A 14,753-nucleotide genomic window follows, 5' to 3' on the forward strand; every position below is an offset into this window, starting at 1 on the left:
GAATTTCCAAAAGTACTTTACCAGATAAAGGTTAGATGTCATTTTTACTCTGCGAAAGTTGAGATGATTATAATCATTTAAAAGACGAACTGGCGGATTATAAATTACGACTATTGAGGGAAAATAAACAAATTACTTTAGTAGGGGCGGAAAATAATAAGCGGGTGTTATTCTTGGATCTATTAAAGGAACAGTGGACAGAGGAAGAAATCCTGGAGCTATATGTAACAAGAGCGATACCCGCTTCACTTAATGAAAATTATTTAGAGAATATGATAGCAGATGTTGATGTGGATAGTATCATATTTTGGATTGAGCAAGTAGAGGAGCTGAGTGGGCTCGCGTTTATTGATGCAAGTAAATATGAGCTATTTCTAAATTGTGCTGTCCAATGGAAAAGGATTCAATTAGAAGAATACATAGTTGATTTTGATAAAGATGATGAGTTGAAGATTTTAGAGAATGAAAAGTATAAAACAGTCAAACAAGGTTTTATGAAATTAATGGGGTTAAAAGACAATCCTGATAGGCTTTCAAATGAATTAGCTTATATCTCTATGCATCTGCTTGGAGCGAGGCGTTTAAGCGGAGAAGGAGATCACTGGATTAAATATCAGTCTTTATCCGGGGAGATAGTAGCAACTTTTGAACAGGAGAATCGCTTCCGTTTAAGCAACCGGGAGAATATTATTATTGGCCTTTCTACGCATTTGCAATCAGCGATGTATCGGGTGAAGTATAATATTCATATTGATAACCCTTATTTTGATAACTTGGAAAAAGAGTATCATAAATATATTGAACAAGTGAAGAATTTTATTGAGGAGAATCCACATTGGGGCTTAACAAATCTCCATAGACATGAAATTGGCTTTATTGTTGTTCATTTATGTGCCGGAATGGAGCAGGAGCCACAGCTCCCGAGTAAACGGATTGCGATAGTCTGCAGCTCCGGTTTAGGAACATCACGATTGCTCGAACGCACCATGAGAAGGCTATTTCCACAAGTATATATAACAGGGCAATTTTCTGTGAAGGAAGCATATCAGCTTACGGAAAAAGATGTTGACCTAATTGTTACGACTGTTCCGTTTACACAAAAGCTTCAAGTTAATTATGTGAAGGTGAATCCATTATTGTCATTAACAGATCAGCAAAATCTAGAAAGAATCATTGGAAGAGGAACTTACCAGGCAAGCACAGAGCTGCCGGTTGTAGAAACGGTAATGACAATTTATCAATCTGTAAAAAAACATACCATTGTACTGAATGAGGGAGAATTATTTAATGATTTATACCGCTATTTCAGCGGAAATCAGGGAGCCGCTGGATCTGAAGTTACTTCGCTGACATCACCTGCATGCATCCATTTAAAAAATCGGGTTCAGGACTGGAGAGAATCGCTGTCTATATTGAGCCGGTCTTTAGTGAATCAAGGTGTCATTGAACCTACATATGAACAGGAATTGGCTCAAGTGATTAATGAACAGGATCATCATTTTATCGTAGCTCCGGGTGTTGCTTTCCCTCATTTGAACAGTGCATCGATAAAGAAGACTGGTTTTGCGTTTATGACATTAGAAGAGCCGATTGCTTTCGGTGGAGGTGGGGAGAAGGTATGGTGGATCATTTTGCTTGCTGCCAAAGATAAGATTCAGCATGTTACTGCTGTGGAGATGATGCTGGACGTAGTGAATTCTAAGGATTTGTTAAGCAAATTGCGACATGAGCAAAATATAGATGTAATATGGAATTGGATGTTGGAGTATGAGGAGGGGAGCAGATGAAAAAGGTATTAGTTGTTTGTTCAGGTGGCTTAGGGACAAGTCTTGTTTTGAAATTACAAGTAAAACAGCATTTTCAAGAATGGGAGTTAGACGATGTCATTGTTGAACAATCGGATGTAAGTGCTGCCTCCTTTATGAAAGCAGATTTGATTATCGGGGCAAAGCAGGTTGTACAGCATTTGCGGGTAAAAGAAACAGAAATCCTTGGGCTCTCCTTTATTGCAGATAGAGCTTTAGTAAAAGAAAGCTTAGAAAATGCAAATACTGTGAAGCGGTGGCGAGAGCGTGTATGAATATATTTGAAAGTTTTACAAGGGGGTTTATCGGAGAACCTGCTATTTTGTTGGGTGCTATTACATGTATAGGTCTATTACTTGCCAGAGCAGGTTTTTTTCGGGTTCTCAGCGGAACCGTGAAAGTAATGGTAGGGGTAACATTGTTGCAGATAGGGGCTTCTGCTGCCAATGTTTCCCTTTCCAATTTAGCAGTGATGATTCAAGACAGCTTTAATATGATTGGCATGATTCCGCATAATGAAGCGATAACGGCATTAGTACAGATTAATTACGGAAGAGAAATCGCGATAACCATCTCGATTGGAATGGTCGGGCATTTATTAATAGCCCGGTTTACGAGATTAAAGTATGTCTTCTTGTCAGGACATCAAGTACTTTTTATGTCAGCAGTTATTGTGGCTGTTCTACATGCTTCTAAATACGGCTGGTGGGTGTATGTTTTTGGCGGTATCGTGTTAGCGCTGATGATGTCCTGTATGCCTGCGCTGGTTCAGCAGTTTGTCAAACGTGTCACAGACGATGAATCGATTGCGATTGGTCATTTTAACAGTGTTGGCTACTTTATGACAGGTATTTTAAGCACAAGTTTTTTTAAAAGAAAAGAAGAAAAAGGAGATTTTCCGAAATTCATCCGAAAACTGGAGCCTTTTATGTATGATCATGTGTTGATTATTAGTATATTTTCATTTCTGCTCTTTTTTATTGCGGCTATTTTTGCCCAAAGAGATGCTATTCAATACTTGTTTAATGATCAAAATTTTATCATTTTTGTTATTGTGCAATCTTTGTGGTTTACAGCTGGAATGTACTGTATATTAACAGGAGTACGAATGATGATTGCTGAAATTCTGCCAGCATTTGAAGGGGTATCAAGCAGATGGATCAAGGGGTCTATCCCCGCATTAGATGCGCCGGTATTATTCAATTACGCTCCATTAGCTGCGATGGTTGGGTTTACGCTCAGCTTTTTAGGTGGACTTGGTGTGATGTTTGGTATGGCTGCGGTGCAGTATACCATTATTATTCCGGGCGTTATTCCACATTTTTTTTCGGGTGGCGCTGCGGGAGTTATTGCTTATAAGTTACGAGGAATCAAGGCGCTTATTTGTATGAGTATTGTTCATGGGATGGTTATTACGATTCTACCGATTCCGTTATTAAGTTATCTACAGGATTTAGGTTATACACGTACAACATTTGGAGATACAGATTTACAGATTATTGGAATTTTGATTGGGTGGTTGGTGCAGTAATAACTGAATTTGTTATGTCCTCTTTATTTAAACAGAAAGGAATGTTGAAAAACTTCTATACTGCATAATAAAGAGGTTTTTTTATTTTGTACATCTTAAAAAATTTATTTTAAATTATATAGTTTATAGTAAGTATTCAATACCAATTTACTGCAGTTTCAAAAGGAAATAAATTACTATTGATAGTGTAAACGCGCACATATGGAGTTATATACATAATTTAAGAAAGTAATGATAAAACCAGGTGATATCGTTGTCGTGGGCGGGAATCCTTCACCAAGTTTACACCCGTAGACTTAAAGGTTTAATAAGTCTTTTTATACAAGTTGTTAAAGTACTTGCTCAGAAAGCTATTATTGCGCTTGGCCGCTAGCCATCCTCTATCAGTGGCTGAAGTTAATTAGTAATTATCTGAAATCAGTTTATAAAACGATGATTTATACTCTCCTGCTAATTTTATGCCGCTTCAAAAGGAATTCATTTGGCATTGAATGTGGAAGCGCATACACGTAAACTTAAGACATAAGAAAAAAGGAGGTAGTTACATTGAAAAAATCTATAAAATTATTATTTATATTATTAGCTGTTTTTCTGCTAGCCGCGTGCGGATCGAATAATTCAAATGGAGCAGACGGCGGAGATAGTCCAAGTGGAACGTTAACCGTTTATGTTGCATTTCAGGAAGATCATGCAATTGCTGCAATTGACAAGTTCCAACAGGATACAGGAATCGATGTCGATATGGTTCGTATGTCAGCTGGAGAAATCTTAGCAAAGGTCCGCGCGGAAAAAGATAATCCGCAGGCAGATATTTGGTATGGCGGACCAGCAGACACATTTGAAGCTGCTAAAACAGAAGACCTGTTACATGCGTATAATTCCCCCGAAGCAGCAGATATCCCAGAGGAATATAGAGATCCCGATAATTTTTGGACTGGGATTTATGTAGGGGCGATTGGTTTCGCTACAAATCAGAATTTCTTGGATGATAATGGTTTAGAAGCTCCAACAAGTTGGGATGACTTGCTAGACCCTGTGTATGAGAACCAAATAGTTATGGCACATCCAAGTTCATCAGGTACAGCTTATACAGCATTATATTCGATTCTTCGTGCAAAAGGTGGAGATGAAGAAGGTTTTGAGTATTTGGAGGAACTTCATCCGCAAGTGCAACAATACACGACTAGCGGTTCAGCACCGGGAAGAATGGTTGGTATGAATGAAGTAGGAGCAGGAATTTTGTTTGCACATGATATTGTTAAGTATCAAGTAGAAGGATTTGATGACATCGTCCTTTCATTCCCAGAGGATGGTACAGGATTTGAAATTGGAGGAGTCGGTATTATTGAAGGAGCTCCAAATGAAGAACTGGCTCAAGAATTTGTTGATTGGGCTGTAGGACCAGAAGCACAAGAAGTTGGTCAAGAATCAGATAATTTCCAGAGTCTTACACATCCCTCTGCAACTCCGCCTGAAGGAGCTCCAGATTTAGATGAGATCAATCTATTAGATTCAGACCCGAAAGAGGCTGGAGAACGTCGTCAAGAAATTCTTGACCGCTGGGATAATGAAGTAAATAACTAGAGATAGAAAACGTTGAGAATGGGGAGCTGTCAGCTCCCTTTTCAACATAAAAGGAGTGAAAGCTTTTTATGAAGGAGAACATACGCAGATTAGTCAAACAACCAATGTTGTTATTGCTTGTTGTATTGGTTATGCTGACGCTCATTGTATTTATTGTCTATCCACTTTTCCAAATCTTTTTATCCAGTTTTATATCCAATGGTGAAGTAGATTGGCAAGGGTATAAAAGGGTATTTGCCGGCGGACAATTAACCAGTGCTTTAACGAATTCATTGGTTTTAGCAGTCATCGTTTCTATTTTATCAACAGCAATTGCTTATTTCTTTGCTTATACATTAGCTTATATTAAGGTTCCATTTAAGAAATTATTTAACGGAATTGCAATTTTACCAGTAATTTCTCCTCCGTTTGTTATTGCTTTATCAGCAATTCTTCTTTTTGGAAGAGGAGGATTTATTTCTGAGACATTGCTTGGTATAGAAGGAGCAAATATTTATGGATTACATGGTTTGATTCTTGTCCAAACCCTAACCTATTTCCCGGTAGCATTCTTAGTTTTAGCAGGATTGTTGCAATCCATTAGCCCTTCTCTGGAAGAAGCAAGTGATAATCTTGGTTCTACGAAATGGCAGACATTTAAGAAAGTAACCTTGCCATTATCTGTTCCGGGGATTGGAAATGCTTTTTTACTTGTATTTATTCAGTCGATGGCTGATTTCGGGAACCCAATGACCATTGGGGGAGATTATAATACGGTGGCGAGAGAGATTTATATGCAGGCAGTTGGAAGCTATAATATGCAGGCTGGAGCAGCTCTTGCAATGGTTTTACTTAGTGTAACAGTTATTTTATATGTACTCCAGAATTTTTGGATTGGGAAGAAGAATTATGTCACAGTTACTGGAAAACCAACTGGAGTTCGAAAAATGATTTCCCAAGGTATGTTTCGCCGAGTGATGATTGCCATTTGTTTCGGTTTATCGGGAACTGTTATTTTATTCTATATCTTAGTTCCTATTGGATCGTTTATCCAGCTATGGGGTGTAAATTATAGCTTTACATTAGATCATTATAATTATGTGTTTTCTATCGGTCAAAAAGCAGTTAGAGACACTTTACGACTATCCATTATTGCGACGCCAATTGGAGGACTATTTGCAATGATTCTTGCATTCTTGATTGTTCGTAAAAGATTTGCAGGAAAAAAATTAATGGAAGGGATTAGCATGCTTTCTATGGCTATTCCAGGTACTGTAATCGGTATCTCTTATATCTTGGCGTTTAATCAGGCGCCGTTAGCAATTACTGGGACAGCATTGATTATTATCGCTGCATTCATTGTTCGTGCGATGCCAGTGGGAATTCGGTCCGGGATTACTTCGCTTCAACAGATAGATCCTTCGATAGAAGAAGCGGCAACAAATCTGGGGGCGAGCGGTTCCAAGACCTTCTTTTCCATCGTGCTGCCTTTGATTCGACCGGCATTTTTCAGTTCAATCGTATACACTTTCGTAAAAAGTATGACAGCGATGAGCGCTGTAATCTTCCTGGTTTCGGCCAAATATAACCTGATTACTGCTTCTATCTTAGCGCAAGTAGAGTCAGGAAGAATTGGCGTTGCAAGTGCATATTGTACATTATTGATTATCTTAATGATTGTCGCGATGTTAATTTTAAATGGCTTAACTTCTTTATTTACTGGTAAATGGAAGTTAAGAAAAGATCAACAAACAGGTGCAGAAATTGCTTCAAAAGATTCTGTGACGACTTAAATACTTGGAGGGATAACACATGTCAGCAAAATCCGTAAAGTTAGAGAATGTAACGAAACATTTTACCGATGATGAAGGCAAGACAATGACAGCAGTTAATGATGTCAGTTTGCATATTGAAAAAGGAGAATTTGCAACACTATTAGGTCCTTCCGGATGTGGAAAGACAACTACATTGCGTATGATTGCCGGATTTGAAGAACTATCGAACGGCGTAATCATGTTTGGAGAGGATAATGTTCAAAACATCCCTGCAAATAAAAGAGACTGTACAATGGTATTCCAATCTTATGCATTGTTTCCGCATATGTCCGTATATGACAACATTTGCTATGGACTAAAACTGAAAAAGTTAAGTAAAAGTGAAATTGAAAAACGAGTGACACCTGTAATGGATATTATGAACTTACATGTAAATAAAAACAGAATGCCAAACCAATTGTCTGGCGGTCAGCAGCAGCGTGTTGCGCTTGCCCGGGCATTGGTAATGGAGCCTGGAGTACTGCTTTTCGATGAACCGTTATCCAATTTAGATGCCAAACTTCGGATTACCATGCGTGATGAAATTCGCCGTATCCAGAAAAAACTTGGTATTACAGCAATTTATGTAACACATGATCAAAGTGAAGCGATGAGTTTGAGTGACCGTATTGTTGTTATGAATGAAGGGCGTATTGAACAAGTTGGACCGCCGATGGAAATTTATCAAAAGCCAAAAACAAAATTTGTTTCCGATTTTATTGGGACAGCTAACTTCTTAGAAGGGGTTGTAGATAAGAAAGAATCGGATCGTCTCTTTGTAAAAACGAAACAAACTACTATCGAAGTTTTACAGCAGAATGCGGATACATTTCATGAAGGGCAATCTGTTTCAGTGGTCGTTCGTCCAGAAGCAATCAATCTAGATAAGGAAGGGACAGAATCTGCGAAGGTTCTTAAAAGTGTGTTTATGGGACAGATACAAGAATACGAGTTAGATTTTAATGGTATTCAATTGCATGCAGTTGTTGCAGATCCGGGCGGGAAAGAAGTTTATTATGACGGCGATAGTGTAAATCTGACATTTTCACAACGTTCGTTGCATGTTGTACCAGCATAAGGTTAAATAGAAGGAAAGGAGAGATGCTATGCGAAAAATAACAATGCTGTTGTTCATAGTTCTTCTCCTTCTTTCTGGTTGCAACAAGGCTGGGCAAAAGAAAGTATTACAGGTATATACCGGAATGGATACAGCCTACATGATTCGAATTGCAGAGCAGTTTGAACGAGATACTGGTATCCATATTTCTTTTCAAAGAAAAAGTAATCTCGAAATTCTTCAATCTTTGGAGAATGGAGAAGAAGAATTTGATATTTGGTATGGTGGATCGTCTTTTTTAATGGAAGATGCGAAACAGCAAGGACTCTTGGAACCATATATTTCGGAATACAGAGAAGAAATCGATGAAATATATAAGGATGAAGAAGGGTATTGGACTGGAATCAGTGTAGGTGTCCTGGCCATTGTGATCAACCGTCAATGGCATGTGGAACAAGGAGTCAGTAATCCGCAGAGGTGGAGTGATCTGCAACGGGTAGAGTATAAGAACTGGCTGACATTGCCGAATCCAGAATCAACAGAAGCAGGGTACCTTACGATTGCTCTCTTTGATGAATTATATGGAAATTTGCGAACAAAGAGTGTGGTGCAAAATATCAATCAGAATGTGACCGATTATACTTTGGCAGAAGATTCAACCGGAAGATTTATTGGTTATAAGGAAAGTGCTGCAACGATTATGTTTGCACACGATGCCATGCGCCTGAAGAATGAAGGATTTACTGAGTTAAATATTATTTATCCGACAGAGCCGACAACGTATGAAGTCGAAGCAATCGCTATGACGACAAATGCTCAAAACGAAGAAGCTGCACAGGAGTTTATTGATTGGTCATTAACAAAAGAAGCACAGGAAATAGGTCAAAGAATAGGAAATTATCATATGCTGACCAATGTGAATGCAGTAAATCCGCCACAGTCCGTATCGTTGGATGAATTATTGATTATACCTGTTGATGAGGAAAAAGCAGTAGAGAATCGGTATGGTTTAATTTCCGATTTTAAAGAAGTCATCAAATATAGAGAGTAAAGGAGAAGATACATTGTGACAAATATTATTTTTGATTTACATACTCATCATGATAGATGCGGACATGCAGAAGGGAAAATAGAGGATTACATTCAAGTGGCAATAGATCGTGATTTGCATTATATTGGGATCTCGGATCACTCTCCTTTCTTTTATTCGGACGAAGATCAGCTGTATCCGGGAATTGCAATGGCCAAGAGTGAGCTGGATGAATATGTAAGTGAAGTGTTGACACTGAAAGAAAAATATAAGAATAAAATTCACGTGTTACTTGGAATGGAGAGCGATTATTTTCCTGAATATGCAAATATGTATAGTAACATTTATCAAAAATACCCATTTGATTATATCATTGGATCTGTCCATCATGTTCATGATAAAAGTATTTTTCAAAAAGGCAGATGGGATTATTTATCAGAGGAAGAGCGTCTGGAGGAAAAAGAATCCTATTACCATTTGATTCAGCAATCTGCCAAAAGCGGTATGTTTCAAGTCTTGGGACATATTGATGCGATGAAAGGATATTTATTAAATTTTCATGAAGTCAGAACACCAGTAGTAGAAGAAACATTAAAAGTCATTGCTAATAAAGGTGTTGCCATTGAAGTGAATACGTCCGGTAAAAATAAAGATTGCGGCGGATGGTATCCTTCTCATGAAATATTAGAAAGAGCATGCTATCACGGTGTGGATATATCTTTTGGTTCAGATTCCCATGTACCTTCCAGGGTGGGGGATAATTACTTAGAAGTACAGGAAACCTTAAAACAAATTGGCTTTAAGGAAATAGTCTATTTTATAAACAAGAAAAGATGTACAGTGTCACTTTAATGTGTGGAGTATGAGAGAAACCTGCATTCACTTCTCTTTTAACAAATGCATATTTTTCTAAAATAATAACAGATACCTTGTATAGCTGCACACACAAAAAAGTTAAAATTTGATTCATTTGATGATAGTAAAGGTTTTACAAAGTAGATTTACGGAGGGAAGCGATGGGATGAAAAAGCATCTATTAATCTCTGATTTAGATGGAACATTACTTAATGGAAAGCAGAATATTAGCATAGAGAATAAAACATCTATTCAGCAATTTATAAAGGATGGCGGATTGTTTACCATTGCAACAGGACGTGTGGAAGATTCTGTTGGTCCTTATGTGCAAGAATTGGGGGTTACACTCCCCGTCATTCTGTATAATGGAGCGGTTATTTACGATTATCAGAATCAGCAGCGTATATATGAGCAAAAGATTACCAACTTCACACCTTTATTTAAGCAATTACAAGCATTCAGCGAAAGTGAATATATTGGTATTAATTACTACCAAAATAAAAAAGCCTATGTTCCAGATTACAACGAATTGATTAAAGCACATCAGAAAAAAGATAGAATTCAGGTCAGGGAAATAGATGCTGCATTTGATACAAGCTACGTAACAAAAGTGTTGCTCATTTCAGATGCCCCTGTTGTTTTAAAAAAGTGTGAAAAGCTAGTACTAAATAGTGGAGTTTCGTGTGATATGATTTATTCAGAAAAAAACTATTTAGAAATCTTGCCGAAGCATGTTTCAAAAGAAAATGCGGTTAAAGAGCTGCTTAAACATTTAAATCGAACGGACTTACATACGATTTGTGTAGGAGATCATGAAAATGATTTGGCCATGTTACAAACAGCTGATACAGCCTATGTGGTTGAAAATGCCATTGACTTATTGAAGCAGCAGAATTTTCGGGAAACAGTTCATCATGAGCATCACGCTCTTCAAAGCATTATTGAAGATATAAGTCATTCTGTTGATTTAAAGTGATAAAAGTAGATTATTGATACATTCCAAATTCTGAAGAGAAGGTGATGTCATGTTTGAAGAGGTATGTGAAATCGTAATAGTAGCAGGGAGAAATCTGGTAGAAAAGGTGAATTCAAGATTTACCGTTGAAACAAAAAGCAGCGATATGGATTTAGTTACGGAAATGGATAAGAAAACAGAAAAATATATAACCGAGGAAATAAAGAGGGATTTCCCAGAGCATGCTGTTTTTGGAGAAGAAACAGTAGAAGAGATAGGTCACGATAAAATGCTTGAAATGCTAGAAACGCATCCTAATCTATGGATAATTGATCCAATCGATGGAACGACGAATTATGTACATGGACTGCCAGGATATACGATTTCAGTAGCTTTATATTGTAAAGGGGAAGCTGCTCTTGGCATTATTTATGACCCCGTTGCAAATGAATTATTTATTGCAGAACGTGGAAAAGGAGCGACATTAAATGGAGAAGAAATCCATGTAAGCGAGCAGAGTTCTTTAGCTGAGAGCCTCGTTTCAACAGGAGTTCCAGCAAAATATGAAAGTGACCGTAATCATGTCTTAGAGGCATATGTGAAAATTGCTCCGTTGACTCGGAATGTCCGTACTTTTGGTTCAGCAGCCTTACATTGTGCTTATGTTGCTACTGGACGTTTGGATGCATTCTGGGAATGGGAGTAAATATTTGGGATGTTGCTGCTGGCAAATTGATTGTTGAGGAAGCAGGGGGAAGCGTTTATCAATTGGATGGTAATGAAGTTCAATTTGAATTTCCTCATTTTACCTGCACGAATGGAAAGATTGATAAGGAGTGGAAGGAGACATTTGCTTCTATACATGGTTTGTAAATAGAATTGACTTTAGCTAGTTTAAGTAATTTATTTCTATAGGATATATAATAATGCTATATTGAGAAAAGAAGCTTCTGATATTCTCACCTATCAAATTAAAAGATTCTATAATTAATGAGGCTGGGACAAAACTCCAGTAAACAAAAAATTAAGGAGGCTGGGACATAACTAGCCAAAAATAGTAAATAAAAAGGTTTCAAGCAAATTTTTTATTGCTTGAAACCTTTTTATTTACTATTTTTGGCTAGTTATGTCCCAGCCTCATTTTTGCCTGCACCCCAGAATATATAATGAAAAAACACCGTGAGATAAGAGGAGGGACTTCTCATCTCGCTTTTTACTTCACTATATACAACTATAAGTAAAGATATAAATCCACTGCATTAATTAGAAATATTATTAAATAATAATTTTTGCTATTAAAATTGATTAGGGTCAAAAGGATGGCTATTATTTAATAACATTCATTTCTGTTAAAAAGTTGCAATAATAAAAATATTAATAAGTGTTCCTCTCATCAAGATTTTACTTCTGATTAAGTTTTGATAAAAGTAGATATTCCTTCTTGGGACAAATCCCAGAAAATGAATCCATGTGTCAGTATAAGTGAAAGCATCCATAATTGCTTCAACCTATTGTTGTTCTTGAAATATACACTTAAAATAAAAATCAAATGAGAACCTTTTCATATCCGGTATGAAAAATTTTATAGATAGTGGGGTGATTGCTTTTATACAGATTTGTAAATTATACTCCTTGTAAAGGAATATTTACAGGGGTGATAAGGATGGATTTAATAGAAGAAGCAGTTAACCAATATTACGAAACGTTTAATGCCACAGATAAGTCGATAGCTTCTTATATTCTAAAGCATCGTGGAGCTGTGGAGAAGATGACCATCAGGGAATTGGCTGATGCGTGTCATTCGTCAAAATCAACAGTATCCAGATTTGTTAAGAAGATTGGATTCGCCGGTTTTAGTGAAATGAAATATGCAATAAAGTGGCAGGAAAAAAAGGAGACGCCGGAAAAGTCTTATAAAAAAAGCCTCATCACCGATATTCAAATGAATATTGAGCAGCTGCAGCATTGGAACTTTGAGGAAATATGTAAAGCAATCGAATCGTCTAATCGTTTATTTGTATACGGGACAGGAACAGAACAAAAATTGTGTGCAAATGAACTGAAAAGGTATTTTTGGGTACTCAATAAATATATCCATGTTATTGATGACGAGATGAACTTTCATGTTTTAATGGACGATTTAACTGAGAATGATTTAATAATTATTATCTCACTTTCAGGTAATACGACTACCATGCTTCCTTTTGCACAGCGAATTGCTGCTAAAAAGATTCCATTGATGTCGATTACGGATCTAAAGAATAACAAGCTCGCTCAATTAACTGATTTAAGAATGTATGCGTTTGCTCATCCGCAAAAAAGCCATCTCGCTTTAGAAATTACAACATTTTCTACTTTTTTCGTTATGGTTGAGGCGCTATTCCGGTCATATTTAGATTACTTAGAACAGAAAAAGTAACGACTTTTATCTGTTACTACTTTAGGTTAGGGGGAAATACAGATGATGCAGAAATTTCAACGGTTTGGAAGCGCTATGTTTGTTCCGGTTTTATTTTTTGCATTTTCAGGAATCGTCATAGGCTTTTCCACACTTTTTAATGACCCTCTTATTATGGGCAGTCTTGCAGAAGAAGGCACTGTATGGTCTAAGATTTGGTTCATCATTGAAGAAGGTGCCTGGACAGTGTTTAATCAAATGCCCCTCATTTTTGCAATGGGCATTCCGGTAGCATTGGCTGCTAAAGCAAATGGCAGAGCATTGATGGAAACAATTATCATTTTTCTAACTTTTAATTATTTCATCAACGCCATGTTAACAAGCTTTCCTGGATTTTTTAATGTTGATTTCAGCCAAGAGCCAGGCGGTGTCAGCGGCTTAGCTGAGATTGCAGGGATTAAAACATTAGATACCAGTATTCTTGGAGCAATTATTATATCCGCTATTGCGGTATATTTACACAATAAATACTATGATACGAAACTTCCAGACTATCTTGGTATTTTTCAAGGGTCTGCATTTGTAGTGATTATCGGTTTCTTTGCCATGTTGCCAGTTGCTTTCTTGACTGCTTGGCTTTGGCCTTATATTCAAATGGGGATTGCATCCCTTCAAGGCTTTTTGGCTAACGCGGGTAACTTCGGTGTATGGCTCTATATCTTTTTAGAAAAGATTTTATTACCGACGGGGTTACACCATTTTATTTATGGACCATTTCAATTTGGCCCAGCCATTATTGATGGAGGGACCTATGCCAACTGGGCAGCAAATATGGGTAATTTTGCTCAATCTACTGCTTCGTTGAAAGAATTATTCCCCGAAGGCGGATTCGCCATGCAGGGTAATTCCAATATATTTGGCCTGCCAGCTGCCGCTTTAGCTATCTATGTAACAGCGCAAAAAGGGAAAAGAAAAGTTGTCGCCGGGTTATTAATACCCGCAACCATAACGGCTGTTTTGGCAGGGATTACCGAACCGCTTGAATTCACGTATATTTTTGTTGCACCATTGCTATTTGCTGTAAAAGCTGTTCTAGATGCTTTTCTGGCTACAACGATGTATATATTTGGCGTCACCGGAAATTTCGGCGGCGGATTACTGGAATTCATGTCCATGAACTGGATACCGTTATTTAACAATCACTGGATGACCTATTTGATTCAAATCGCCATTGGTATCGTCTTTTTCTTTATCTACTTCTTTGTATTCCGTTTTATGATTTTGAAATTCAATATTAAAACACCAGGACGTGTGGACGAAGAAGTCAAACTTTATGTGAAAGAGGACTATAAAGAGAAGAAATCAGCAGAATCCACAGAAAAGAATCTAGCTGGCGAATATGTTGACCTTCTAGGTGGAAAAGAAAATATTGAGCATGTAACAAATTGCGCTACCCGATTAAGGGTGCTAGTCACAGATCCTGAAAAAATAGCTTCTGATGAGCACTTTAGAAGTCTTGGAGCATCAGGTGTCGTTAAAAACGGGAATGCTATTCAAGTAATCATAGGACTATCTGTGCAGAATCTCAAAGAGGATGTAGATAATTATCTCGGAAAAGAAATAGAATAACAATAAATGCTTTTTTAAAATATGAGGAACAAAACATTGCCAAAGAAGAGATTTCTATCTGATATTTCAATGAAACAATTTCTATATTAAAAAGTTTAATCATGTACTGGAGGAAT

At 37.2% G+C, this 14,753-nt stretch carries 11 protein-coding genes and 1 pseudogene; all 12 read left to right on the forward strand.

Annotation, left to right across the window (positions count from 1 at the left end):
• Window positions 1-173: 173 nt before the first annotated feature.
• The 12 genes and pseudogenes from ABRT01_RS14500 (at window position 174) to ABRT01_RS14555 (ending at window position 14,637) form a co-directional block, all read left to right on the forward strand.
• A complete protein-coding gene (locus ABRT01_RS14500) occupies window positions 174-1,787 on the forward strand; it encodes a BglG family transcription antiterminator (protein WP_367748112.1) in 1,614 nt (537 codons plus the stop codon).
• The gene (locus ABRT01_RS14505) at window positions 1,784-2,080 is read left to right on the forward strand and encodes a PTS sugar transporter subunit IIB (protein WP_188857543.1); all 297 of its coding nucleotides are present in this window, start codon (window positions 1,784-1,786) and stop codon (window positions 2,078-2,080) included. The genes ABRT01_RS14500 and ABRT01_RS14505 overlap by 4 nt, the downstream gene beginning before the upstream one ends.
• Window positions 2,077-3,336 (forward strand): PTS ascorbate transporter subunit IIC, encoded by a 1,260-nt coding sequence (locus ABRT01_RS14510; protein ID WP_188857545.1) that lies wholly within the window; start codon window positions 2,077-2,079, stop codon window positions 3,334-3,336. Before ABRT01_RS14505 ends, ABRT01_RS14510 begins: the two co-directional genes overlap by 4 nt.
• A 546-nt stretch (window positions 3,337-3,882) precedes the next feature.
• Window positions 3,883-4,920, forward strand: coding sequence for an ABC transporter substrate-binding protein (locus ABRT01_RS14515; protein ID WP_188857548.1), 1,038 nt, complete (start codon window positions 3,883-3,885; stop codon window positions 4,918-4,920).
• A gap of 68 nt (window positions 4,921-4,988) precedes the next feature.
• Window positions 4,989-6,692 (forward strand): ABC transporter permease, encoded by a 1,704-nt coding sequence (locus tag ABRT01_RS14520; RefSeq protein ID WP_188857551.1) that lies wholly within the window; start codon window positions 4,989-4,991, stop codon window positions 6,690-6,692.
• A 19-nt stretch (window positions 6,693-6,711) separates the two neighbouring features.
• Window positions 6,712-7,791 carry an ABC transporter ATP-binding protein gene (locus ABRT01_RS14525; protein ID WP_188857553.1) on the forward strand — a complete coding sequence of 360 codons (1,080 nt, stop codon included), beginning with the start codon at window positions 6,712-6,714 and terminating at the stop codon, window positions 7,789-7,791.
• Between the two features lie 28 nt (window positions 7,792-7,819).
• Entirely contained in the window at window positions 7,820-8,821 is a 1,002-nt protein-coding gene (locus tag ABRT01_RS14530; RefSeq protein ID WP_367748118.1) for an extracellular solute-binding protein, read from the forward strand.
• A gap of 24 nt (window positions 8,822-8,845) precedes the next feature.
• On the forward strand, window positions 8,846-9,652 hold the full coding sequence (locus ABRT01_RS14535; RefSeq protein WP_188857641.1) for a histidinol-phosphatase: 807 nt from the start codon (window positions 8,846-8,848) through the stop codon (window positions 9,650-9,652).
• Window positions 9,653-9,821: 169 nt separating this feature from the next.
• Entirely contained in the window at window positions 9,822-10,631 is an 810-nt protein-coding gene (locus ABRT01_RS14540) for a Cof-type HAD-IIB family hydrolase (RefSeq protein WP_367748121.1), read from the forward strand.
• A 49-nt stretch (window positions 10,632-10,680) separates the two neighbouring features.
• Window positions 10,681-11,483: pseudogene (locus tag ABRT01_RS14545) on the forward strand (inositol monophosphatase family protein).
• A gap of 790 nt (window positions 11,484-12,273) precedes the next feature.
• A complete protein-coding gene (locus ABRT01_RS14550; protein WP_367748124.1) occupies window positions 12,274-13,029 on the forward strand; it encodes a MurR/RpiR family transcriptional regulator in 756 nt (251 codons plus the stop codon).
• A 42-nt stretch (window positions 13,030-13,071) separates the two neighbouring features.
• Window positions 13,072-14,637, forward strand: a complete 1,566-nt coding sequence (locus tag ABRT01_RS14555; RefSeq protein WP_367748127.1) for an alpha-glucoside-specific PTS transporter subunit IIBC — start codon at window positions 13,072-13,074, stop codon at window positions 14,635-14,637.
• Window positions 14,638-14,753 lie beyond the last annotated feature (116 nt).

The organism is Lentibacillus sp. L22 (assembly GCF_040812445.1).
In the GTDB taxonomy this organism is placed as follows: Bacteria; Bacillota; Bacilli; order Bacillales; family Amphibacillaceae; genus Lentibacillus_C; species Lentibacillus_C daqui.

Bases quoted from the DNA above. Each gene is read 5' to 3' on its own strand.
- ABRT01_RS14530 (WP_367748118.1), top strand. From the start codon at position 7,820: ATGCGAAAAATAACAATGCTGTTGTTCATAGTTCTTCTCCTTCTTTCT.
- ABRT01_RS14505 (WP_188857543.1), top strand. From the start codon at position 1,784: ATGAAAAAGGTATTAGTTGTTTGTTCAGGTGGCTTAGGGACAAGTCTT.
- ABRT01_RS14520 (WP_188857551.1), top strand. From the start codon at position 4,989: ATGAAGGAGAACATACGCAGATTAGTCAAACAACCAATGTTGTTATTG.
- ABRT01_RS14550 (WP_367748124.1), top strand. From the start codon at position 12,274: ATGGATTTAATAGAAGAAGCAGTTAACCAATATTACGAAACGTTTAAT.
- ABRT01_RS14540 (WP_367748121.1), top strand. From the start codon at position 9,822: ATGAAAAAGCATCTATTAATCTCTGATTTAGATGGAACATTACTTAAT.
- ABRT01_RS14525 (WP_188857553.1), top strand. From the start codon at position 6,712: ATGTCAGCAAAATCCGTAAAGTTAGAGAATGTAACGAAACATTTTACC.
- ABRT01_RS14555 (WP_367748127.1), top strand. From the start codon at position 13,072: ATGATGCAGAAATTTCAACGGTTTGGAAGCGCTATGTTTGTTCCGGTT.
- ABRT01_RS14510 (WP_188857545.1), top strand. From the start codon at position 2,077: ATGAATATATTTGAAAGTTTTACAAGGGGGTTTATCGGAGAACCTGCT.